Source organism: Vibrio sp. FF266, assembly GCF_041439695.1.
Classification (GTDB): domain Bacteria; phylum Pseudomonadota; class Gammaproteobacteria; order Enterobacterales; family Vibrionaceae; genus Vibrio; species Vibrio tasmaniensis_A.
In genome coordinates, this window is the sequence record NZ_JBGOOO010000019.1 from 1 (window position 1) to 23350 (window position 23350).

At 43.5% G+C, this 23350-nt stretch carries 21 protein-coding genes; 20 read left to right on the plus strand and 1 reads right to left on the minus strand.

Annotated features, from left to right (window positions below; translation table 11 throughout):
* The first annotated feature begins 317 nt into the window (after nucleotides 1-317).
* The 17 genes from aspS to nadA all read left to right on the plus strand — a co-directional run bounded on the left by aspS (nucleotide 318) and on the right by nadA (nucleotide 16924).
* Nucleotides 318-2096, plus strand: a complete 1779-nt coding sequence (gene aspS, locus ACED59_RS14720) for an aspartate--tRNA ligase (RefSeq protein ID WP_017097719.1) — start codon at nucleotides 318-320, stop codon at nucleotides 2094-2096.
* Nucleotides 2097-2265: 169 nt separating this feature from the next.
* Entirely contained in the window at nucleotides 2266-2787 is a 522-nt protein-coding gene (ruvC, locus tag ACED59_RS14725) for a crossover junction endodeoxyribonuclease RuvC (RefSeq protein WP_004736470.1), read from the plus strand.
* A 213-nt stretch (nucleotides 2788-3000) separates the two neighbouring features.
* Nucleotides 3001-4461, plus strand: a complete 1461-nt coding sequence (locus tag ACED59_RS14730) for a methyl-accepting chemotaxis protein (RefSeq protein ID WP_017097720.1) — start codon at nucleotides 3001-3003, stop codon at nucleotides 4459-4461.
* A 92-nt stretch (nucleotides 4462-4553) separates the two neighbouring features.
* Nucleotides 4554-5165, plus strand: a complete 612-nt coding sequence (gene ruvA, locus ACED59_RS14735) for a Holliday junction branch migration protein RuvA (protein ID WP_009846371.1) — start codon at nucleotides 4554-4556, stop codon at nucleotides 5163-5165.
* A 103-nt stretch (nucleotides 5166-5268) separates the two neighbouring features.
* Nucleotides 5269-6285, plus strand: coding sequence for a Holliday junction branch migration DNA helicase RuvB (gene ruvB, locus ACED59_RS14740; RefSeq protein WP_009846372.1), 1017 nt, complete (start codon nucleotides 5269-5271; stop codon nucleotides 6283-6285).
* Between the two features lie 551 nt (nucleotides 6286-6836).
* Complete coding sequence (cydA, locus tag ACED59_RS14745; protein ID WP_009846373.1) at nucleotides 6837-8423, plus strand: cytochrome ubiquinol oxidase subunit I; 1587 nt, start codon at nucleotides 6837-6839, stop codon at nucleotides 8421-8423.
* Nucleotides 8424-8436: 13 nt separating this feature from the next.
* Nucleotides 8437-9573 (plus strand): cytochrome d ubiquinol oxidase subunit II, encoded by a 1137-nt coding sequence (gene cydB / locus ACED59_RS14750; protein WP_017097722.1) that lies wholly within the window; start codon nucleotides 8437-8439, stop codon nucleotides 9571-9573.
* Between the two features lie 31 nt (nucleotides 9574-9604).
* The gene (cydX, locus tag ACED59_RS14755) at nucleotides 9605-9712 is read left to right on the plus strand and encodes a cytochrome bd-I oxidase subunit CydX (protein WP_000270284.1); all 108 of its coding nucleotides are present in this window, start codon (nucleotides 9605-9607) and stop codon (nucleotides 9710-9712) included.
* Nucleotides 9705-10007: a cyd operon protein YbgE gene (gene ybgE / locus ACED59_RS14760; RefSeq protein ID WP_017097723.1), complete on the plus strand. Its 303-nt coding sequence runs from the start codon at nucleotides 9705-9707 to the stop codon at nucleotides 10005-10007. Before cydX ends, ybgE begins: the two co-directional genes overlap by 8 nt.
* A gap of 172 nt (nucleotides 10008-10179) precedes the next feature.
* A complete protein-coding gene (gene ybgC, locus ACED59_RS14765) occupies nucleotides 10180-10617 on the plus strand; it encodes a tol-pal system-associated acyl-CoA thioesterase (RefSeq protein WP_017097724.1) in 438 nt (145 codons plus the stop codon).
* Nucleotides 10607-11290 carry a protein TolQ gene (gene tolQ / locus ACED59_RS14770; protein ID WP_009846377.1) on the plus strand — a complete coding sequence of 228 codons (684 nt, stop codon included), beginning with the start codon at nucleotides 10607-10609 and terminating at the stop codon, nucleotides 11288-11290. Before ybgC ends, tolQ begins: the two co-directional genes overlap by 11 nt.
* Before the next feature lie 3 nt (nucleotides 11291-11293).
* Nucleotides 11294-11737 (plus strand): protein TolR, encoded by a 444-nt coding sequence (gene tolR, locus ACED59_RS14775; RefSeq protein WP_009846378.1) that lies wholly within the window; start codon nucleotides 11294-11296, stop codon nucleotides 11735-11737.
* 13 nt (nucleotides 11738-11750) lie between these two features.
* Nucleotides 11751-12818: a cell envelope integrity protein TolA gene (gene tolA, locus ACED59_RS14780; protein WP_017097725.1), complete on the plus strand. Its 1068-nt coding sequence runs from the start codon at nucleotides 11751-11753 to the stop codon at nucleotides 12816-12818.
* A gap of 12 nt (nucleotides 12819-12830) precedes the next feature.
* The gene (gene tolB, locus ACED59_RS14785; RefSeq protein ID WP_009846380.1) at nucleotides 12831-14183 is read left to right on the plus strand and encodes a Tol-Pal system beta propeller repeat protein TolB; all 1353 of its coding nucleotides are present in this window, start codon (nucleotides 12831-12833) and stop codon (nucleotides 14181-14183) included.
* A gap of 111 nt (nucleotides 14184-14294) precedes the next feature.
* Nucleotides 14295-14837 (plus strand): peptidoglycan-associated lipoprotein Pal, encoded by a 543-nt coding sequence (gene pal, locus ACED59_RS14790; RefSeq protein ID WP_009846381.1) that lies wholly within the window; start codon nucleotides 14295-14297, stop codon nucleotides 14835-14837.
* Nucleotides 14838-14870: 33 nt separating this feature from the next.
* Complete coding sequence (ybgF, locus tag ACED59_RS14795; protein ID WP_029223916.1) at nucleotides 14871-15653, plus strand: tol-pal system protein YbgF; 783 nt, start codon at nucleotides 14871-14873, stop codon at nucleotides 15651-15653.
* A 209-nt stretch (nucleotides 15654-15862) separates the two neighbouring features.
* Nucleotides 15863-16924 carry a quinolinate synthase NadA gene (nadA, locus tag ACED59_RS14800; protein ID WP_009846384.1) on the plus strand — a complete coding sequence of 354 codons (1062 nt, stop codon included), beginning with the start codon at nucleotides 15863-15865 and terminating at the stop codon, nucleotides 16922-16924.
* A gap of 377 nt (nucleotides 16925-17301) precedes the next feature.
* Here nadA and ACED59_RS14805 read toward each other — a convergent pair whose 3' ends face one another.
* Nucleotides 17302-18504, minus strand: coding sequence for an MFS transporter (locus ACED59_RS14805; protein ID WP_017097727.1), 1203 nt, complete (start codon nucleotides 18502-18504; stop codon nucleotides 17302-17304).
* A gap of 134 nt (nucleotides 18505-18638) precedes the next feature.
* Between ACED59_RS14805 and ACED59_RS14810 the strand changes: the two genes are divergently transcribed.
* The 3 genes from ACED59_RS14810 to ACED59_RS14820 all read left to right on the plus strand — a co-directional run bounded on the left by ACED59_RS14810 (nucleotide 18639) and on the right by ACED59_RS14820 (nucleotide 23272).
* Nucleotides 18639-19415 carry an alpha/beta fold hydrolase gene (locus tag ACED59_RS14810; RefSeq protein WP_371704962.1) on the plus strand — a complete coding sequence of 259 codons (777 nt, stop codon included), beginning with the start codon at nucleotides 18639-18641 and terminating at the stop codon, nucleotides 19413-19415.
* A 69-nt stretch (nucleotides 19416-19484) separates the two neighbouring features.
* Nucleotides 19485-20756, plus strand: a complete 1272-nt coding sequence (locus ACED59_RS14815; protein ID WP_371704963.1) for a condensation domain-containing protein — start codon at nucleotides 19485-19487, stop codon at nucleotides 20754-20756.
* A gap of 455 nt (nucleotides 20757-21211) precedes the next feature.
* Nucleotides 21212-23272 carry a TonB-dependent receptor gene (locus ACED59_RS14820; protein ID WP_017097729.1) on the plus strand — a complete coding sequence of 687 codons (2061 nt, stop codon included), beginning with the start codon at nucleotides 21212-21214 and terminating at the stop codon, nucleotides 23270-23272.
* The last annotated feature ends 78 nt before the right edge of the window (nucleotides 23273-23350 follow it).

Genomic DNA, 23350 nt, shown 5'->3' on the forward strand with positions numbered 1-23350 from the left:
TCGCCGCGATTAAAACGCTTTTATCTCGAACAAAATTTAACCACGAAAGGTCAACGCGCCCTAAAATCTACTTTACGAGAGTTTTGCTGATTAAGGTACTTTCGAGATATAATTATCGCAATTCTTTCGGTTTTGATGAATCTTTGCGCACTTGATGGGCTAAAAAGCAGCAAAGCCAGATAAAACACAATAAATTCGAATGTGGAAGGTCGATTTTAAGCGAGTTTCCGCGTATAAATGTTCCTTTGCTCTGTTGTGTGGAATGACCACTGACAGCTTGGAAATTAGTAAATAATTAAGAGATTGGGAAATTCATTATGCGTACCCATTACTGTGGTAACCTGAACAAGTCCCTGGCGGGACAAACTGTAGAATTGTGCGGCTGGGTAAACCGTCGCCGTGATTTAGGCGGTCTTATCTTTATCGATATGCGAGATCGTGAAGGCGTCGTTCAGGTTGTTGTCGATCCAGGTATGAAAGATATCTTTCCGATCGCTAACCAACTGCGTAATGAATTCTGTATCAAGTTTACTGGTGAAGTACGCGTTCGTCCGAACAGCCAAGTAAATAAAGATATGGCGACGGGTGAAGTTGAGCTTTACGCAACTGGCCTTGAGATCATCAACCGTTCAGAAGCGCTTCCACTAGACTTCAACCAAACGAACTCTGAAGAGCAGCGTCTTAAGTACCGTTACATCGATCTTCGTCGTCCAGAAATGAGCGACCGTATCAAGCTTCGTGCGCGTGCTTCTAGCTTCGTTCGTCGTTTCTTAGACGAGAACCTATTCCTAGACATCGAAACGCCAGTACTAACGAAAGCGACACCTGAAGGCGCTCGTGACTACCTAGTACCAAGCCGTGTTCACAAAGGTAGCTTCTACGCACTTCCTCAATCTCCTCAGCTGTTCAAGCAACTGCTGATGATGTCAGGTTTTGACCGTTACTACCAAATCGTTAAATGTTTCCGTGATGAAGATTTACGTGCTGACCGTCAGCCTGAATTTACTCAAATCGATATCGAAACATCTTTCATGACTTCTCAAGAAGTGCGTAACGTGACTGAGAAGCTTGTTCACGATATGTGGAAAGAACTTCTAGATGTTGAACTAGGTCAATTCCCAGTAATGCCTTTCTCTGAAGCGATTCGTCGTTTCGGTTCTGATAAGCCAGATCTACGTAACCCACTAGAGCTAGTGGACGTTGCTGATTTGGTTAAAGACGTTGAGTTCAAAGTATTCTCTGGCCCAGCTAACGACGAAAAAGGTCGCGTAGCGGTTATCCGTGTTCCAGGTGGTGCTAAGCTAACTCGTAAGCAAATTGACGGTTACGCTGAACACGTAAACATCTACGGCGCGAAAGGCCTAGCTTGGATGAAGGTTAACGACCGTGCTGCAGGCATGGAAGGTATTCAATCTCCAGTTGCTAAATTCCTAAGCGAAGACGTAATCAACGGTATTCTAGAACGCACTCAAGCTGAATCTGGCGATATCATTCTGTTTGGCGCAGACAAAGCGGGCATCGTTGCTGAAGCAATGGGCGCACTTCGTCTTAAACTAGGTACTGATCTAGAGCTAACAGACACATCTGCATGGGCTCCACTGTGGGTTGTTGACTTCCCAATGTTCGAAGAAGACGGCGAAGGTAACCTACACGCAATGCACCACCCATTCACATCGCCACTAGGTGTGAACGCGGAAGAGCTAAAAGCGAACCCAGCAGCAGCAAACTCTGATGCATACGACATGGTAATCAACGGCTACGAAGTAGGCGGTGGTTCGGTACGTATTCATAGCGCAGAAATGCAAACGGCTGTATTCGGTATCTTAGGTATTGAAGCTAAAGAGCAACAAGAGAAGTTCGGCTTCCTACTTGAAGCACTTAAGTACGGTACGCCACCACACGCAGGTCTAGCATTCGGTCTTGACCGTCTAGCTATGCTTCTTTGTGGTACAGAGAACATCCGTGATGTTATCGCATTCCCGAAAACAACAGCTGCAGCATGTCTACTAACAGACGCGCCAAGCCTAGCAAACCCAGCATCACTGGAAGAGCTAGCAATCGCTGTTAAATTGGCAGAGAAGAAAGAGCAAGCGTAAGCCTGTTATCTTTCTTGTTGATGAAGAGATCCTAGTTGATAGAGAGCTCTTAATTAATTAGCCAAGATTTGTGAGTAAATTAGAAAATGCCCGTTAATTTGACGGGCATTTTTTTTTGCGTTCGATATACTAAGCTGAAAAGTATGTATAAATAATCAGTATTGAAGTTATGTCTATTATCTTAGGGATTGACCCTGGCTCTCGTATTACCGGCTATGGCGTGATTCGTCAAAATGGTCGCCATCTATATTACTTAGGTAGCGGTTGTATTCGTACCTCTGAAAAAGAATTGCCAGGCCGACTCAAACAAATCTACGCCGGTGTGAGCGAAATCATCACTCAGTTTCAGCCTGACGTATTCGCGATCGAACAAGTGTTCATGGCGAAGAATGCCGATTCAGCACTTAAACTTGGTCAAGCTCGTGGCAGTGCGATTGTAGCAGCGGTGAATGCAGATTTACCTGTACATGAATATGCGGCTCGTTTGATCAAACAAGCGGTAACTGGTAATGGTGGCGCTGATAAGTCTATGGTTCAGAATATGGTGATGAGCATGCTCAAACTACCCGCTAAGCCACAAGCCGACGCAGCCGATGCTCTAGGCGTAGCGATCACTCACGCTAACACCAATAAAACCTTGGTCGCACTTGCAGGTAAAGCAACGGGAGCAAGAAAAGGGCGTTACCGTTAAATCTCATTCTATTGTTAGTTCCTAATTCTGCCTTTTAAACTTATTCTATTGATGAGCCTCACGCCCTGTTTGGCTCATATCAAAACAATACGCCTCTAAATCCTTGATGAAATGAGATCTTTCGAACATAACCCAGATAATAACATTGCGTATCATTTAACATGTTATTAACATTGATCAGAGGTCTTACAAGTTAATCAAGGATGATCACTGATGAACCCAATCAAGCTGTGGCGCGCGCTGTTTCTACCCAAAAGTAACGGGTGGAGTAACAACGGAGTCAGACAAGCCGATATCTTATTACTCTTCACTTTTATCGCATTCTTCGTGGGTGTCTATAGCTTAATCAAGTGGACTAAGCACGAAGAGCAACTTCTGGTCGCCACATCTGTATTTCTTATCGTATTCGAACTGATCTCGGCACTGCTACTTCGTGTGACGAGTAAGCCGAGCCTTGCACTTAACTTTGGTTTTGTCGGCATGGCTGTCCACGCGTTGAACATCATTTATCAAAGCGGTGGGGTTGTGGCTTCCACTCAAGCTTATTGGGTGCCTTTGTTAGTAGTCGCTTTTTTCTTATCAGGAACACGAATTGTGGCTTTGGTGTGGAGTGGACTGGTTATCGGTGTTTCATTAGTGATGACCTCAGCACATCTCAATGGATTTGCATTTCCCCAGCTTGAGTTAACTCCTGATGCGGTAGTGGTAGAAACGTGGTCCGGTGTGATTATGCCGTTGGTGGTGATCTGCATTGCCCAAGCATTTACTGCGAAACAGAAAGAGGTGGCGATCGAAATGGCAGAGGATGCGATTTCAGAAAGCCAACAGATTGCCAATCAAGCGACTCAAAGTGAAGGGCGACTGTCTGTGGTGCTTGATCAAGCTAATTCGAATTCAGAGAGTCTACAAGGTGTTTCGGTTCATTTAGAACAGCAGTCACAAGACTTGCATGCTCAAGTCGAAGTGTTGAATGTCAATTGTGAATCTCAAGCGAGCGCTGCCGAAGAGATGAGCCAACAATTGCACCAAATGACCCAAGGTATCGAAGAGTCCAATTCATTTGTAGGTGAACTGAAAGAACGCAGCGAAGCGGTGGGAACCAAAGCGCAAAAGAGCTCAGAGTCATTAGAAGCTTCAACCGATGCGATCAGTCAAATCATTCAAAGTAATCAAGAAATCATGAAAGTGGCTGATTTGATCACCTCGGTTGCTGAGCAAACCAACCTATTAGCACTCAACGCGGCAATCGAAGCTGCGCGTGCAGGTGAGCAGGGGCGAGGCTTTGCTGTGGTAGCGGATCAGGTAAGAGAGCTATCGGCGAAAAGCAGTCATTCCGCGATAGAGATTCGAACTTTGTTAGACCGAAGTAAAGAGGAAGTGGAGCATGGCAGAGCAATCATCGAAACCACGGCGAGCGAGATGAACGGCATCATCTCAGAGGTGCAAACCATATCAACAGATGTTAATCAGCTCACCAATATTATGGCAATGCAGATGAATTCGTTAAAAGAGCTCGATCTCGCCAGTTCAGAAGTGGCTCAAAGTGTGGCGGAAACTAAATCGGTGTCAGGCTTAGTCGCGAATTATGGTTCTGAGCTAACGGGTCATGTGACTTCGGTTAAAGAATTGGTCGCGAGCTTGAACAGCGTGGTCTCGCAAGCCAAACAAGCCTAAATTATTCACTTCAAAAAACACAAAGAACTGGATAAGTATCCAGTTCTTTTATATTCTGTCCCTCAAATTAAATTCCATCAAGAGAGTGAATTGTGATCGGACGTCTCCGCGGTACATTAATAGAAAAACAGCCACCAGAGTTATTGATTGAAGTCAGTGGTGTTGGTTATGAAGTTCAAATGCCAATGAGCTGTTTTTATGAGTTACCAAACGTAGGCGAAGAGGCAATTATCTACACTCATTTTGTGGTACGTGAAGATGCTCAGCTACTTTATGGTTTTAACACGGTTAAAGAGCGTGCCTTGTTCCGTGAAGTGATTAAAGCTAATGGTGTCGGCCCTAAACTTGGTCTTGGGATTCTTTCAGGCATGACCGCTAGCCAATTCGTTCAGAGCGTTGAACGAGAAGATATCTCTACGCTGGTTAAACTGCCGGGTGTGGGTAAGAAAACGGCAGAACGCCTTGTTGTTGAAATGAAAGACCGCCTGAAAGGGTGGGGCGCAGGTGATCTGTTTACACCTGCAACAGATGCAGCGCCAATGGACTCTATGCCAACGGTGCACGACGCGGAAGAAGAAGCGGTAAGTGCGCTACTTGCATTAGGCTACAAGCCGACTCAAGCTTCTAAGGTGGTTTCTCAAGTAGCTAAAGATGGCATGACCAGCGAACAGTTGATTCGCGAAGCTCTCAAATCGATGGTTTAATACCTCATATACTTGTTCTACAAAATAGACTCATTCACTTTGCCTTTACACTGAATCAAGAAGCGCAGAGTCAACAAGAGCATAGTTAGGAATAGCAGAATTTATGATTGAAGCCGATCGCCTTATTGCACCGGACAACCCAGTATTCAAAGATGAAGATGTCATTGATCGTGCAATACGCCCTAAAGCACTGGCTGACTATCAAGGTCAGGATCACGTCCGTGGTCAGATGGAAATTTTCATCAAAGCAGCACAAATGCGTAATGAAGCGCTCGATCATCTGTTGATATTTGGTCCTCCAGGCTTGGGCAAAACCACATTGGCAAACATTGTTGCTAATGAAATGGATGTGAACATTCGTACCACTTCAGGACCTGTATTGGAAAAAGCAGGTGACTTGGCGGCATTGCTGACCAACCTTGAAGAAAATGATGTTCTATTCATTGATGAGATCCACCGCCTTAGTCCTGTGGTTGAAGAGGTTCTGTATCCGGCAATGGAAGATTACCAATTAGATATCATGATTGGTGAAGGCCCAGCGGCACGTTCTATCAAGATCGACCTTCCTCCTTTCACTTTGATTGGCGCAACCACTCGTGCTGGTTCACTGACATCGCCGTTGCGTGACCGTTTCGGTATTACTCAGCGTCTTGAGTACTATAAAGTTGAAGATTTACAAAACATCGTTCAACGAAGTGCTGATTGTCTTGGTCTTTCTATGGAATCGCAAGGGGCGTTAGAAGTTGCTCGTCGAGCTCGTGGTACGCCACGTATTGCTAACCGTTTACTGCGCCGTGTTCGTGACTATGCGGAAGTGAAAGGCGATGGACATATTTGCCCAGAGGTTGCTGATAAAGCGCTAAACATGTTGGATGTCGATGCTAAAGGTTTCGACTACATGGATAGGAAGCTTTTGCTTGCGATTATGGAGAAGTTTGGTGGTGGCCCTGTTGGTATCGACAACATGGCTGCGGCGATTGGTGAAGAGAGAGATACCATAGAAGATGTGTTAGAACCTTACTTGATTCAGCAAGGTTATCTACAAAGAACGCCAAGAGGTCGAATCGCGACCGACAGAGCGTATTTACACTTCGGCATCGATAAACCATCTAATCGTTAATTTATTCATTTTTAAAGATCCCAGTTGCATAAGCGCTGGGATTTTTTGCTTTCTATTGAATAACAACTCTTTGAGCGAGTCGATAAAAAAGCTGAATAGCTCCATCAAAAATGAAAACTTTGATTTCACGTTTGAATTGAGTAACAAAAAATGAAATAAGCTGTCATGTTTTTTGTTAATACTTTATGGGTAGTTGTAATTCATATGTTGATGCAGTGCTGAGCTTTTGTCACAGATATCATATGCTGCTATTAATAGAGACATAATTGGTGTGATTTTAATCATAACTGTTCAAAAATAACTCTAATTTGCTTGAATAAAATTGATACAAATCAACGCAAGGTTCTCCTATAAACCTTTTGAAACATACTGATTTTACCAGTAATATTAGCGCCAGCTATATTAGCTCATGCTTAACAATAATCTAACTATAACGGTACGTTTTTACTACAAATTTCAATTTGTAATAACAATCTCACGAATTGTTTTAACACGGATTTTTGCGGTGAATAATCACACAAGTGTCATTCAGCCGACACAAAGGAGTTACCATGATTGATGTTGTTGATCTGTCGCGATTGCAATTTGCATTTACAGCGATGTATCACTTCCTATTTGTTCCACTGACTTTAGGTATGGCATTTCTACTTGCCATTATGGAGTCAGTTTATGTAATGACTGGCAAGCAAATTTACAAGGACATGACTAAGTTCTGGGGTAAATTGTTTGGTATTAACTTTGCTCTTGGTGTAGCGACAGGCTTAACCATGGAGTTCCAGTTCGGTACTAACTGGTCATACTATTCTCACTATGTTGGCGACATCTTCGGTGCTCCGCTGGCTATCGAAGCGCTTGTTGCATTCTTCCTAGAGTCTACTTTTGTTGGTCTTTTCTTCTTCGGTTGGGACAGATTGTCAAAGCGTCAACACTTAGCGGTAACGTGGTTAGTAGCACTTGGTTCTAACTTCTCTGCGCTTTGGATCTTGGTAGCTAACGGCTGGATGCAAAACCCAGTGGGTGCGGAATTTAACTTTGAAACTATGCGTATGGAAATGGTGAGCTTCGCTGAAGTTGTACTAAATCCAGTAGCACAGGTTAAATTCGTACACACAGTAGCGTCTGGTTACACAACGGGTGCAATGTTCATCCTTGGTATCAGCTCATACTACATTCTTAAAGGTCGTGACCTTGCCTTTGCTCGTCGCTCTTTTGCGATTGCAGCATCTTTCGGTATGGCGGCAATCTTGTCAGTAATCGTGCTAGGTGATGAATCTGGTTACGAGCTTGGTGAAGTTCAAAAAGTGAAGCTAGCAGCTATTGAAGCTGAATGGCACACTGAAGAAGCACCGGCCGCGTTCACTGTATTTGGTGTTCCAAACCAAGAAACCATGCACACAGACTACGCAATTAAGATTCCTTACGTTATGGGTATTATTGCAACACGTTCTTTTGATACAGAAGTAACAGGACTACGTGACTTGCGCGACGATCACGTTGATCGTATTCGTACCGGTATGTATGCGTATGAGTTGCTTGAAAAGCTACGTGGTGGTGACCGTTCAGAAGAGAACAAAGCGGCATTTGATGAAGTAAAAGGTGACCTAGGTTACGGTCTGCTTCTTAAGCGCTACACAGACGATGTTGTTGATGCAACAGAAGACCAAATCCAAATGGCTGCGGATGATTCTATCCCAACAGTTTGGCCTCTATTCTGGTCGTTCCGTCTGATGGTTGCTTGTGGCTTCATCATGCTGTTTGTATTCGGTGCGGCGTTTGTTCAAACGTGTCGTCAGAAGATCGAACAGAAACCATGGGTACTTAAAGCGGCGCTATTCTCAATCCCACTACCTTGGATTGCGATTGAAGCAGGTTGGTTTGTTGCTGAATTTGGTCGTCAACCATGGGCGGTTGGTGAAATCCTGCCGGTTAACGTTGCTGCATCAGCACTGACTATTGAACAGCTTTGGACTTCTCTATTTGCAATTCTTGCACTGTACACAGTGTTCTTGATTGCTGAAGTTTACCTAATGCTGAAATTCGCACGTAAAGGTCCAAGTAGCTTAAAGACAGGCCGTTACCACTTTGAACAAAACGATAACTCTGTTGAAGACAAAGTTAGCCGTTCAGTCGAAGTATAAGTGAGGGAATATTATGTTTGATTACGAAAGCTTACGACTTATTTGGTGGGTATTGATCGGTGTTCTACTGGTTGGTTTCGCCGTAACTGACGGCTTTGACATGGGTGTTGCTGCTCTTTCACCGGTTATCGGTAAGAGCGACACTGAACGTCGTATTATGCTGAATACTATTGCCCCTCACTGGGATGGCAACCAAGTATGGCTAATTACGGCGGGTGGTGCATTGTTCGCTGCATGGCCATTGGTTTACGCAACGTCGTTTTCTGGTTTCTACTTCGCAATGTACGTGACGCTAGCAGCACTTTGGCTACGTCCACTTGCTCTTGATTACCGTTCAAAGATTGAAGAGCCAAAATGGCGTAAGGCATGGGACTACGCACTTTGCTTTAGTGGCACAGTTCCGCCAATCATCTTTGGTGTAGCATTTGGTAACTTACTGCAAGGTGTTCCATTCGAACTGAACTACCTGATGATGTCTAAGTATCATGGTACGTTCTTCGCTCTGCTAAACCCGTTTGCATTACTATGTGGCGTGTTGGCTCTGATGTTGTTCGTGATGCAAGGTGCAACATGGCTTCAAATGAAGACAACAGAAGAACTGCACAGCCGCGCACGTAACGTTGCTCAGATCACTGGCCTAATTGCTATTGCTCTGTTCGTTGTCGGTGGTTTCTGGGTTCAATCTATCGAAGGCTATGTAATTACAAGCACGATAGACACGTTTGCTGATTCAAACCCACTAAATAAAGAAGTATCACTTCAAGTTGGTGCTTGGATGACAAACTTCGAAACGTATCCAGCAATGTGGGCTGCGCCGATTCTTGGTGTAGTAATGCCACTACTTGCTGTGATTGCATCTCGCTTTGAGCGTGGTGGTTTCGCATTCTTGTTCTCAAGCCTATCTAACGCTGGTGTTATTCTAACGGCTGGTTTTGCAATGTTCCCATTCGTAATGCCATCAAGCCTGAACCCTAACCATAGTTTGACTATGTGGGATTCAACAGCAAGTGAGCTAACGCTTGGTCTTATGACTGGAGTTGCGGCGGTAATGGTTCCTGTGATTCTTGGCTACACAACGTGGACATACTACAAAATGTTCGGTCGTCTAGATAAGAAACACATCGAAGATAACGACGTTTCAGCTTACTAAGCTAGAAGTTAAATAACTTAGGAGAAATTTTATGTGGTATTTCGCATGGATTTTGGGTGTACTTCTAGCATGTGCATTCGGCATCATCAATGCTCTATGGTTAGAGCATTCAGAAATGATGGATAAAGACAGTGAGTAATCTCGCAGAGCAAATCGCTAAACTGCATCTACCAATGGATAAGACTCTGTTAAGAGCTTTATCTCTAGTATTGGGGTTCATGCATGTAGGTTTAGTGATGTGGGAACCTGAAGCGTATGCGACAAGCATCGGTGGCTTTAACGCGATCATCGGGCCAATGTTCATTTGGGCAGCATGTTCAAGCATGGTTTACGGTATCGGATTTAAGCCGAGAGCTTGGATGTGGCAACTACTGTTCAGCCCATACGTTTCACTCACAATTTTGCTCTACCTAACGGTGCTGCGCCTTTTATAAAAGGCAAAGGATTTAGGTTCATAACGACGTGAACCTTTATACTTGTTGGGTTTTTAGCCAAAAAGAGGTCATCTTATACAGATGGCCTTTTTTTTCGTCTCTTAAATCAAAAAATTCACAGCGATATACTATTAATGATAAGGAGTTAGGTTATAGTGAGATCTTTATCGTTTTGAATTGTGGTATCAAATTGCAGGGATTATCTAAGCCATTTACATGGCCAGTGACAGTGTATTACGAAGACACCGATGCAGGTGGTGTTGTATACCATTCAAACTATCTTAAGTTTTTCGAACGCGCTCGAACTGAGATGTTGCGCTCAATTGGCGTCTCTCAGCAAGTCTTGTTAGAACAAGATATCGGTTTTGTAGTCCGACATATGGACATCGATTTTATTCAAGGTGCGCGCCTTGATGATTCTTTACAAGTCATTACAAATATTTACGAGTTGAAGCGAGCTACCTTGGTCTTCTGTCAAGAGATCGTAAATCCTGATGGCAAAGCATTGTGTAAAGCAATGGTTAAGGTAGCATGTATCGACAATCAAAAAATGAAACCCAAAGCAATGCCAACATTTATTCTCACGGAGCTAACGAATAGTGACTGCTGAAATCTCAATCTTAGGCCTAATTTTAGAAGCTAGCTTACTAGTTAAGATGGTCATGCTAATTCTCATGGGCATGTCTGTTGTTTCTTGGGCGATGATCATCAAACGAAGCAAAGTATTATCTCAAGCTACTAAACAAACTGACGTGTTTGAAGATAAGTTCTGGTCTGGTGTTGATCTCGCTAAATTGTATCAAGAGAGTAATAAGCGCAAAGACGAACTCTCTGGTACTGAAGAGATTTTTTACGCCGGCTTTACAGAGTTTGCTCGCCTTCGAAAATCAAATGCAGCGTCTCCAGACTTCATAATGGAAGGCACTGGTCGTGCAATGCGTGTTGCGGTTGCCCGCGAAGTTGATGAACTGGAAACTAACTTACCTTTTTTGGCGACTGTCGGTTCTATCAGCCCATACATCGGCCTATTTGGTACGGTTTGGGGCATCATGCACTCATTCATCGCATTAGGAGAAGTGAAGCAAGCGACATTAGCAATGGTTGCTCCTGGTATTGCAGAAGCACTGATCGCGACAGCAATGGGGCTATTCGCTGCGATTCCAGCAGTAATGGCGTACAACCGCTTCAGCAGCCGAGTAGGCAAGCTAGAGCACAACTACGCGACTTTCTCTGAAGAGTTTCACAGTATTCTTCACCGTCAAGCGATGGCTGGCAGGGAATAATAGATGGCCGGATACCAACCTAAAAAACGCAAAATGACAGCAGAGATTAACGTTGTACCTTACATCGACGTTATGCTTGTTTTGCTGATTATTTTTATGGTGACTTCGCCATTTGTTACTCAAGGCGTAGATGTTGAATTGCCTCAAGCTTCAACGGCCAAATCTGCACAAGATCTATTGGGTGACGACAACGCGAGTTTCATTATCGTTGAAGTGAACAAAGATGGTGAGCTTGGTTTGAGCGTTAATAACGAAGAGGTTCAGCGAGGCTTGTCTCTGGAAGACATTATCGTCCGAGTGAAAGCTGAGCTGTCTCTGAACCCAAATTCTCCAGTGGCGGTTGGCGGTGATGCTGCAACGCCTTACGCTGAAGTGGTTATCTTACTTGATGAATTAAGCCGTGCAGGTGTGCCAAAGGTTGGCCTTTTAACGGATATAAGGGAATAGCTCCGTAGCATTCATGAAAGCGAATAATAAAAAATCCAATAATTTTAGATCACCGCTTCTTATTTCTCTTGGGCTGCACGTCGTTTTATTCGTTGCGCTCATCTGGGGAGCGGATTTCACCATGTCAGAGCCAAAGCCTACAGGGCAGATGGTTCAAGCTGTGGTGATTGATCCTCAGTTGGTTCGCCAGCAAGCTCAACAGATTCGTCAACAAAGAGAAGCGGCGAGCAAAAAAGAGCAAGAGCGTTTAGATAAACTAAGACGTGAAAGCGAGCGACTTGAAAAAAATCGTAAAGCTGAAGAAGAGAACATTCGAAAGCTGAAAGAAAAGCAAGCTAAAGAAGCCAAAGCGGCTCGCGACGCGGAAAAGCGTCGAGTTGAAAATGAAAAGCAACGTAAAGTTGAAGAGGCTCGCTTAAAACAAGAGAAAAAGAAAGCCGCTAAAGCAGAAGCTGATCGTAAGTTGAAAGAAGCCGCGGTTGTGAAAGCAGAAAAAGAACGCAAGGCAAAAGAAGCGGCCATTGCTAAAGCTGAACAAGAACGCGTGGCGAAAGAAAAAGCCGCGAAAGAGGCCGCTGAAAAAGCTCGTAAAGAAAAAGAAGCCGCTGAGCGTGCTGAGAAACAACGTATAGCGAAAGAGAAGGAAGCGGCAGCCGCAGCAGAAAAAGCCCGTAAAGCGAAAGAAGCTGCAGCAAGAGCGGAGAAAGAGCGTAAACAGCAAGAAGCGGCATTGAACGATATTTTTGCTGGGCTTGAAACTGAAGCGACTCAAAACTCTTCAGCTAGACAACAATTTATTAGTGATGAAGCGCAGCGTTATGGTGCTATCTATACCCAACTCATTCAACAAAACTTGTTGTTAGAAGACAGCTACAGAGGTCGTTCATGTCGAGTAAACCTAAAGCTTATTCCAACGGGATCTAATGCGATATTAGGTAGATTGAGTATCTTAGATGGTGACAGTCGCTTATGTGCGGCAACGAAGCGTGCGGTAGCACAAGTGCAATCTTACCCGTTACCTAAGGACCCAGACATTATAAAATCACTGAAAGACATTAACTTAACTGTATCACCAGAGTAAAAGGACGAACTTGTGTTAAAGAAACTATTACTGAGTTTTGTTTTCTTAATAGCTACAAGCAGCCAGTTTGCCCATGCGGCACTGGAGCTGGTTATTACAGATGGTATTAACTCTGCACGACCTATCGCTATTGTTCCTTTCCGTTGGGAAGGCGCAGGACCATTGCCGCACGATGTGTCAGCAGTTATCGCTTCTGACTTGCAACGCAGTGGTAAATTCAGCCCAGTTGCGACAAGTAAAATGCCTCAAACGCCATACAGCGAAACCGAGGTGAATTTTGATGCTTGGACTAACCTAGGTGTTGATTCACTGCTAACAGGTAGCATCACTAAAAATGCCGAAGGGCAGTATGTGGTGAACTACCAACTGATCGACATTGTTCGTGGTCAACTGACTAAAGGGCAAAGCCGTGCACTAAGCGATGAAGGCCAATTAGTACTTTCTAAAGATCATGTGCTGTTCAACAAGAAAGCGACAGTGCCTGGTAAACGCTTGAGAGAGTACGCACACCGAATCTCTGATTTAGTGTATGAAGAGCTAACGGGTGAGAAAGGGGCGTTTCTAACGCGTATTTCTTACGTAGTTGTGAACGACAAAGACAAATACCCGTACCAGCTTCGTGTTGCTGACTACGACGGCTTTAACGAGCGTTTGGTGCTTCGTTCTAAGCAACCTCTTATGTCACCAGCATGGTCGCCAGACGGTAAGAAGCTTGCGTATGTGAGTTTCCAAAATGGCCAAGCTGAAATATTCATAATGAATATTTACACGGGTGAGCGCGAGAAAGTGACGTCATACCCTCGTCATAATGGTGCGCCAAGATTCTCGCCAGATGGTAAAACATTGGCGTTGGTATTGTCGAAAACAGGCAGTCTTCAGGTGTACACACTCGACCTTGCTAGCCGTAAGCTGACTCAAATTACCCGCGGTCGTTCTAACAATACTGAACCATTCTGGCACCCAGATGGCAAGTCTCTAATTTTCACATCTGATCGTGGTGGTAAACCACAGATTTATAATGTAAATTTGTCAAATAATTCGACATCTCGTATTACTTGGCAAGGTAGCCAAAACTTAGGTGGCCAGATCACCCCTGACGGACGATTCCTGATTATGGTTAATCGTAGCAATTCGGGTTTTAACTTGGCTAAACAAGATTTGGAAACCGGTGCGGTTCAGGTGCTAACAAAAACATTGTTAGATGAATCTCCAAGTATTGCACCGAATGGAGGTATGGTTATCTATAGCTCTATTTACAATAAAACAAACGTACTATCGATGGTTTCTATCGACGGTCGTTTTAAGGCTAGATTACCGGCAACGAACGGACGCGTAAGAGCGCCTTCGTGGTCACCGTTTCTCTAGTTGATTTGATACATTCTTTTAGCTATTGATAGTGTTAACTATTGTGGCATTTAACTATCTATAGCACTTAGTCGCTGTAGAAACTAAGTTTGATAACGTAAGGAAAAAAAGATGCAACTTAACAAAGTTCTTAAAGGCTTGATGATTGCACTACCAGTGATGGCAGTAACGGCATGTAGCTCAACTGATGAAGCAACTTCTGCAACATCTGGCACAGAAAGCAACCAAACAACTTCAGGTTCAGAAGGCAACGTAGATACAACTGTTGTAACGCCAATTGACGCTAACGGTCAACTGTCTGAGCAAGAGCTTAAAGAGCAAGCGCTACGCGAAACTCAAACAATCTACTTCGCATTCGATAACTCTACTATCGCTGGCGACTACGAAGAAATGCTTGCAGCTCACGCAGCATACCTAGTTAAGAACGTTGATATGAACGTTACTGTTGAAGGTCATGCTGATGAGCGCGGTACTCCTGAGTACAACATCGCACTTGGTGAGCGTCGTGCACAAGCTGTAGCGAAATACCTACAAGCTCTAGGTGTTCAAGCAGACCAAATCTCTATCGTAAGCTACGGTGAAGAGAAGCCACTTCTTCTAGGTCAATCTGAAGACGTGTACGCTAAAAACCGTCGTGCAGTACTAGTTTACTAATTTCAGTAGGCTATATAATTGAGGAATTGCCTCATGTTCAGTAACACAAAGCGAGTCGTTTTGCTTTCGTTACTGGCAAGTGCAGCGAACACTACGTTCGCTGCACCAGCTCCAGTATCCGATCTTAATAGCACCGCAACAAATTCATCATCTTCCTCTCGATCAGCATCTAACGAATCAGATATTGAGCGTTTAGAGCGCTTGCTTCAAAATCGTAATCTCGTTCAGCTTCAAATGCAGCAGCAAATCGACGATATGTCACTGGAGATCAGTGAACTTCGTGGTGAGTTGGAGCGAAACAGCTACGATATGAAACAAATGCTCGAGCGCCAACGTGAATTGTTCATTGAACTGGATCGTGTGAGAGGCGAGGTGAAAGCAGCAGGAACAGCAACGGTAGCAGTAGCAGCGAGCGAAGGTTCTAAGGATGCTTCTGGTACGTTCAGTACTGATGTTGATGAGCAAACCGCTTATCAAAATGCTGTAGATATGATTCTAAAGCAACGAGACTACACGGGTGCGATTGCAGCATTCCAAAAGTTTCAAAAAGACTTCCCAGACTCGACCTTCACGCCTAACACCCATTATTGGTTAGGTCAGCTTTATTTCGCTAAAAAGCAAGATAAGGAAGCTGTGAAGAGCTTTGCCGCTGTTGTGTCATACAAAGACTCCAACAAGCGCTCTGATGCTCTGGTTAAGCTTGGTGACATAGCTACGCGTAACAACAACGCGACGCAAGCTAAGAAATATTACCAGCAAGTTGTAACCGAGTATCCAAACAGTGCTTCGGCTAAAGTGGCTAAAACCCATTTGTAAACAAAATAGGGGTGCTCAGGTACCTCTTTTTTATATCTGATCACTTTCTTTTTGTGTCTACTTCTCTTCTTTGTAATGCCAACGCATCGCTTTGTTTATGCGTTTTAAGCATTAGTTAGTCATCGCTTGAAACCAATCCTTTTTGATCCCAATCGCTGTCCTGTGTAGAATACTCTAATTCTCGGAAGAAGTTGCGTAGAGCAAGAGCAATGAGTCATATACTAGATAAAATCGATACAGTTTACCCGTTTCCGCCTAAGCCAGTTCCACTGAGCGACGCTCAGAAGCAGGCCCACATCGCAAACATCAAAACACTACTTCAAGAAAAAGATGCAGTTCTAATTGCACACTACTACACAGATCCTGAAATTCAGGCCCTGGCTGAAGCAACTGGTGGTTTTGTTGGCGATTCATTAGAAATGGCTAAGTTTGGTAACCGCCATTCTGCAAGCACTTTGATCATCGCTGGCGTTCGTTTTATGGGGGAGTCAGCAAAGATTCTTACACCTGAAAAACGCATTCTAATGCCAACACTAGAAGCTGAATGTTCTCTTGATCTTGGCTGTCCTGCAGACAAATTTACAGAATTTTGTGATGCTCACCCTGACCATACAGTGGTTGTATACGCGAATACCTCTGCGGCTGTTAAGGCTCGTGCAGACTGGGTAGTTACGTCGAGCATCGCTTTAGAAATCGTTGAAAGCCTAGACGCTGAAGGCAAACCCATTATTTGGGGCCCAGATCGTCACCTAGGTTCTTACATCGCAAATCAAACTGGCGCTGACATGTTGCTTTGGCAAGGTGAGTGTATTGTTCATGACGAGTTCTCAGCTGATGCTTTGAAGAAAATGAAATCAGTATACCCAGAAGCGGCTATTTTGGTTCACCCAGAATCACCAGCAAGCGTGGTTGAACTGGCTGACGCTGTTGGTTCAACAAGTCAACTGATCAAGAAAGCAAAAGAGTTGCCTCATCCACAGATGATTGTCGCGACAGACAAAGGTATCTTCTTCAAAATGCAGCAACTGGTTCCTGAAAAAGAGCTGATTGAAGCGCCGACAGCAGGTGCCGGTGCAACTTGTCGAAGCTGCGCGCATTGCCCTTGGATGGCAATGAACGGCCTTGAAGCGATTGAAAATGCGCTTGAGAATGGTGGCGAGCAACACGAGATCTTCGTTTCTGACGAACTGCGCGTGAAGTCCCTTATCCCATTGAACCGCATGCTAGATTTTGCTGAGCAGCTTAACGTGCAAGTGAAAGGCAACGCTTAATCTAATGACGTGAGGTTATAAATAATCCAATATTTATAACTATGCAGTCTTTATAATGTGGTGCATTTGTCATCATTAAAAAACCAGCCGCAGTGCTGGTTTTTTTGTATCTGAATATTAGCCTCTATCTAGTCTGACTAGTAGCTGCTGTTTGCATTAGATATGTACCAATCGTAGCAAATACCACTATTAGCAATACCAATAATAGTAAACAACGGGTAAGCCTAGCTTGTTAATCACTCGGTAACATCGTTAGAAATTTTGATTGTAGAATAACGACTTATCGAAGTTTCTTGTCGAAAATAGCTGCCTTGTTCTTAAGCCTTTTTCCTGAGAGTTTTATGCTCACTTACTTACTGTGACTGACATTAATTTTTCTACGCTATTTCCGTATCAGTGTGTTCAAATTGAGAATTGAATTTAGATTGATTCATGAGTACGAACAGAAATAGTCCGGCCATCAGCGAAGCGGCGACCCAATATGGGAGGCTTTGGTTGTATTGATAAAGTATCGTTGCAGTGATTGGCCCCACAATGGAAGATAGCCCTTGGATGGCAGAAATTGTACCTGCAGCTGCACCTTGTTCGTTCATATCTACTGAGTTGGCGGTGATAGCTTGTATCGCCGGAAACAAGAGTCCCAACCCTATTGCCATAAATATATAGCCTGTAATAAGAAGCGTAGCTGAGTGTGCTACTGACACAATACCGAGGCCAGCACATGCCATTATTGGACCCATCATGAAACTCTTTAGTAATACGTTGTTTTTCATTTTGGCTAAGAAAGCTTGTGTGATGCCTAACGTGATTCCAGTGATGGTCAAAACGATACCAGACAGCTGAGCTGCTTGTTCCGATGTATCTCGGATGCGGTCGAGTATTAAAAATCCAATGATGATCTGGGCTGTTATAACAGCAAACATACAAGCGAACATAGCGAGTGCCGGGAAGCGAAGTCGTTGGTCAAAAAAGCTTAGAGTATTCTCGGAAGGCTCGTGGATTATGGTTGTTTCTGGTAAGCGGATCTTGATAGTAACCCAGGCGATGAATGGGAATACTGACAATACGTACAACGGCAGTGTCAGAGAGTATTGAGATAACATTCCACCTAAAGCTGGCCCTGCAACTAGCCCTATTGCACTTGCTGCCCCAATACTTGCCATGGCACTTTGTCGCTCTTTGGGCGAGGTAATATCTGCCACTAACGCAGTGCTAATAGGCGTAATAGCCGCTAAAAACAGGCCGACGAATGTGCGAGCAACGATCATTCCTATGAGTATGATGAGTGAGTGAAAGGTTGTTTTCAGGGATAGATCTAGCCATATCGTCATGAGGATAAAAGAGCACGCATAGCCTAAAGTAGCGACTAGCAATACGGGTTTTCGTCCCTTCTTGTCACTGGTCTCCCCCCATTTTTTTGCGCTAAGAAGCCAAGCTATTCCCGACATAGCGACCACCAAGCCACCATGCCATTCCATTAAACCAACTTCGCGAATAATCGGACCGATCACTGGAATGATCGACATCATCGCTGTCATACAGACAGCGTTTAATACAAATAACTGTTTAATAGTACTCATAAAGTGGCTTTTTTAGTTTGGCTACAATGTACGGAGCATCAAATATACAACCGATATAATACCAATAAAAGCATTAATGGAAAAGATTATCATTATCAGTTAAATTAATTGAAAGAGTTCGAAGTGGAAGAAAAATGATAAATACAAGTAGTTATATAAACGTCAATGGCTCAACTATATATTACGAGATATCGGGTAATCTTACTGGTGAACCGCTGTTGATGCTTCATGGTGGACTTGGGTCAATCCATGAATTAGAGCCGTTACGCAAGTATTTATTCGACAATTATCAATTAATAAGTCTCGATTTGCGTGGACATGGTAAGTCGGAGCTAGGGGGGGTACGACTTAGTTACAGCCAGTATCAGCAAGATGCTCATTCCGTACTCGACGCTTTAGGAATTAAGCAATATTCGATATTTGGTTTCAGTGATGGCGGCATTGTAGGCTACCGCTTAGCCGCTCAAGAACCAAATAGGGTTTCTTGCTTGGTGACACTCGGTTCACAATGGCAGGTGAATATTGATGATCCATCTATGAAACTATTATCCAGTTTAACTCCGGATTTTTGGCGCAACAGGTTCTCTGACGACGTTGCTTTGTACGAGGCAACTAACCCAGAACCAGATTTTCCTAAGCTGGTTGATGCAGTTAAAGAGGCTTGGTTTGATAAAACGGCGTCGGGTTATCCTTGTGGTTTAGTTGAACAGATTCTTTGTCCAACATTGATTATGAGAGGGGATAACGATTTTATATTTTCTCTTGATGAGGCAGTGGCTTTAAAAGGCAAAATTTCTGGCAGCTGTTTTGCCAACATTCCGCAGACAGCACATGCGTCACATCAAGAAGCACCTGATATTGTAGGTTCAATGATCAAGCGCTTTCTGTCGCAACATGGCAACAATAAGTAGAACGTACTTTGTTATTGATGCAGGTGCGTGCGGCTTACGAATAACTTAATCAATTGGGTAAAAAGCATAATGACTCGCCAAGATTGGTATCCACTGACTAATGCGCAGGAAGCGTATTGGGACGAATTCGTTCAACATCCAGATAGGCCTTTATCGACAGTAGCCCATTGTTTGGAAATTTCAGGCTCTATCGATCTCGAAAAATTAGCTGATGCCATTAATCAGACTGTTTCAGAAGCGGAAGCTTTGCTTCTTAGATTTCGACGATTGGAAGATCAGCATTATCCAGTTCAAATGGTTTGTTTTGACGCAAAACCCACAGTGGAGGTCATCGATCTACGCGGAGAAGAAAGCGCGCAAGAACAAGTAAATGCATATTTGCGCTCTGATGTCGAGACGGCCATTGATTTGGAAAAGGATGTGATTACAAAAGTACAGCTCTATGTTGTTGGAGCACAGCAAGTACTTTGGTATCTGAGAACTCATCATATTGCGGTCGATGGTTACAGTATGAGTCTAATTGAGCAGCGTTGTTCGGAGCTTTATCTGTGTTTAATGAATAACACCGAGCCTACACACCGCTTTAAGACGTTCGAGGTTTACCTCAAAGAAAACACCGATTATTTGCACAGTGACCGTTTCGATGTTGACCGATCTTATTGGGGTAATTATCTTGATTCAGCCAATCTGACGCTGAGTAACCACGATATCTCGGTATCTGATACAGTTTATTGTGAGAGGGATGTTCCTGAGTCGATTAGTGATTCTCTTATCACGGTATCTAAGCAATTAATGATTGGTTGGAGTGACATTCTCACCTTACTGTGTACAGCGTATCTTTATAGGCATTGGCGATCAGACGAACAGACGTCTTTTCCTTTGCCTGTGTGGCTACCATTTATGAATAGAATGGGTAATCCTTGTGCAAACCTACCGTCATTAATGGTCAATACTATTCCTTATATCGGAGAGGTTGCCGATGATGAGTCGGTGGATTCATATCTCAGAAGGGCGGTAAAAGAGCTTAGGGGAAATTATTGCCATGGACGGTATCGAGTAGAGAATAAATGCACATCTGGCGGACACTATTTTATTTCACCATTCATTAATATTTTGCCTTTTGAATCGACAGAATTTCATGGGTGCTCAACGAAACGTCGTATTATTGCTGGTGGAATTGCGGACGGGTTTAACGTAACCTTTCGCGGCTCAAGGCAAGCGAAAAACATGTATTTAAAGATAGAGGCAGAGAGCAACCTCTTTGAACTGCATGAACTAACTGATCATGCTAATCATTTACTAAAGTACCTATCTAAAGCTCTAAATTCTGTCTTAGATTAATTCTGCATAAGCTTAATGCTGTCTTATTTTTTAAATTTTTGTTTCAACCCTCCTTATGAATAGGGCATCTCGTTAGGTGCTCTAACCATCAAAAATCAGAATGCCAAACCCAAGCCAATCGTTAAAAATGATAATTATTATCAATATCAAATGAGAATGCTTTACATTTAAATATGCAACCGATAAAGTACGGTTGAAAATTCGTCAGGTCATTGAAAGGAAAATCATTTTTCAATTTATTCGTTGAGTGATTTAGGCCTTGTTCAATGTGACGTTTTTTAGTCGGAATTTTGGCTCATGTATTAAAGCAGTGGTCAATAAGGAGCTAAGGAAGTACAGCTGATACTCGTTTTGAGTTGTTGCGTTTTCAACCTTTGAATGTCTTCCCTAGTTTTCCTTATAAATGCCGTACATGAGCCCACCTAAAGTTAATGCTTAATCAAGGAGAATTTTAAATGACAGCATTACGCCCCGCGGCAGTGAATGAGCTAGGAAATAGCAAATTCAAGCTACGTACTTTATCTGCAATCATCATGGGACTTTGTGTCAGTGGTCAAGCTTTTGCAGCGACGAACAATAATAATGAAACTACCGCTAACGAAGAAAAAACTACTTTTGAAGTTACCGTGTATGGCGAGAAAATAGAACGTTCGATTTATGATACGGGCTCAAGCGTGCATGTGTATGATGAAGATCGTATTGCGACTACTCCAGGTGCATCTGAGGTCGATGACTTGCTGCAGCTAACACCGAACATTGTAGATTCAGGTCAGGGTAATAACCTACCATCGATTCGTGGTGTTGATGGGTCAGGTCCTTCATTCGGTGGTCTTGCAGCCTTTGGTGGCTCTGTGCCAAGATTGAATCTTTCAATTGATGGACGCTCACTCAGCTATTCTGAAGTCGCGTTCGGTCCTCGCTCTTTATGGGATATGCAGCAAGCGGAAATTTATCTTGGACCGCAAAGCTATGTCCAAGGTCGAAATGCTTCTGCGGGTGCTATCGTTTTAAAATCCAATGATCCGACTTACGATTTTGAGAGCAAAGTTAAGGCTGCTATTGGTCAGCAAGACTATTCTCAAACCGCTGCGGTAATCTCAGCGCCAATACTTGAAGATCAACTGGCCTTCAGGTTGAGTGTTGATCAACAAAAACGCAGTAGTTATGCAGACCTTACTGCCTATGAACCTGTCGGTGACCCTAATCGAATTGAGATGACGACAGCTCGCGGTAAATTTTTACTAGAGCCAGCAGGCCTTCCTGGGTTCAAAACCACGTTAACGATTGCCCATATGGATACCGTTGGACCTCAATCTGAATCTCAACAGACAAAGATCAATAGAGCTGTTTACGAAACTCAGTCAACAAGCGGCATTTGGGATGTATCTTATGACATCTCAGATACGTTAGTGTTCGAAAATAATTTGATCTACACCGATCGCACCTACGATCGAATCACTGATCCTGCGGGCAGAAAGCAGGATTTCAAATCGAAAGGTAATGAGTTCCAAATAGAGCCTTTGGTTCGATTTGATTCCCTTAGCGAAGATCTTTCTGGTTTGTTTGGTTTACGCTACTTCAAATCTGAAGATGATGATGTATTTGAACAGACTGGGTCATCTATACCAATGGAAGGCAAAAACCGTGCTATGTCGGCATTCGCTGAAGTGACGTACTTGGTGATGCCGAGCATCGAAGTTGTAGCGGCAGGGCGATTCGAACGCGAAAGCAAAAAACGCTATGTTGCCCCGGGTCGCTTCGGCTTAGATTATGATGAAACATCAAATGTATTCCTTCCTAAGCTTGAAGTTGCCTATAAGCCTGAATCAGATCAAACCGTGGGTATCCGAGCAGCTAAGGGCTTTAACTCTGGAGGTGGCGGTGTTGGCTTCAATAACAAAACGTGGGCATTTTCTTCATATACGTATGAAGACGAATACGTTTGGAACTATGAATTCTTCACTCGCCATAGTCTGCTAGATAATGAACTTGAGTTAACAACTAACGTCTTCTACAACGACTATGATAATTTCCAAGTACTGGAGACTTCATCAAAAGGTGATGTGAAAGTTGATAATGTTGATGAAGCATATACTTACGGTGCAGAACTAGGAAGCCGTTGGTTAACAACATCTAACCTAGAGCTATTGGCTTCACTTGGTTTGTTGAAAACAAGCTACAAAGATCATGCTAATAGCTCAAAAGAACTCGCTCGTGCCCCTTCTTTGACGGCAAGCTTCGGTGCTTTATACATGTTTGCTGAGAATTTCGAATTGAGTGGTAATGCGAATTACACTGGAGATTACTTCAGTGACGTTGAAAACTCAGCTAACCAGAGTATTGATGCTTACTGGGTTGCAAATGCACAAGTTGCGTATGTGTTTACTAACGGACGTATGTCTTTATTCGCTACAAACTTGTTTGATTCTCAGAAAGAAACATTCAATTTCGGTGGAGACGATATTACGAAGCAAGCACTTCGCCAAATTGGTGGTTCAGTAGAATTGTACTTCTAATCGGTTAGATATAATAAAAACGCCTTGCTCAAAGCAAGGCGTTTATTGATCCCAAACGGTTGTCAAAATGTTTAAGGT

Coding starts and splice junctions, on each gene's coding strand:
- ybgF (WP_029223916.1), top strand. CDS start 14,871: ATGTTCAGTAACACAAAGCGAGTCGTTTTGCTTTCGTTACTGGCAAGT.
- cydA (WP_009846373.1), top strand. CDS start 6,837: ATGATTGATGTTGTTGATCTGTCGCGATTGCAATTTGCATTTACAGCG.
- aspS (WP_017097719.1), top strand. CDS start 318: ATGCGTACCCATTACTGTGGTAACCTGAACAAGTCCCTGGCGGGACAA.
- ACED59_RS14730 (WP_017097720.1), top strand. CDS start 3,001: ATGAACCCAATCAAGCTGTGGCGCGCGCTGTTTCTACCCAAAAGTAAC.
- pal (WP_009846381.1), top strand. CDS start 14,295: ATGCAACTTAACAAAGTTCTTAAAGGCTTGATGATTGCACTACCAGTG.
- ACED59_RS14810 (WP_371704962.1), top strand. CDS start 18,639: ATGATAAATACAAGTAGTTATATAAACGTCAATGGCTCAACTATATAT.
- ruvC (WP_004736470.1), top strand. CDS start 2,266: ATGTCTATTATCTTAGGGATTGACCCTGGCTCTCGTATTACCGGCTAT.
- ACED59_RS14815 (WP_371704963.1), top strand. CDS start 19,485: ATGACTCGCCAAGATTGGTATCCACTGACTAATGCGCAGGAAGCGTAT.
- ruvB (WP_009846372.1), top strand. CDS start 5,269: ATGATTGAAGCCGATCGCCTTATTGCACCGGACAACCCAGTATTCAAA.
- cydX (WP_000270284.1), top strand. CDS start 9,605: ATGTGGTATTTCGCATGGATTTTGGGTGTACTTCTAGCATGTGCATTC.
- tolA (WP_017097725.1), top strand. CDS start 11,751: ATGAAAGCGAATAATAAAAAATCCAATAATTTTAGATCACCGCTTCTT.
- cydB (WP_017097722.1), top strand. CDS start 8,437: ATGTTTGATTACGAAAGCTTACGACTTATTTGGTGGGTATTGATCGGT.
- ACED59_RS14820 (WP_017097729.1), top strand. CDS start 21,212: ATGACAGCATTACGCCCCGCGGCAGTGAATGAGCTAGGAAATAGCAAA.
- nadA (WP_009846384.1), top strand. CDS start 15,863: ATGAGTCATATACTAGATAAAATCGATACAGTTTACCCGTTTCCGCCT.
- tolR (WP_009846378.1), top strand. CDS start 11,294: ATGGCCGGATACCAACCTAAAAAACGCAAAATGACAGCAGAGATTAAC.
- ACED59_RS14805 (WP_017097727.1), bottom strand. CDS start 18,504: ATGAGTACTATTAAACAGTTATTTGTATTAAACGCTGTCTGTATGACA.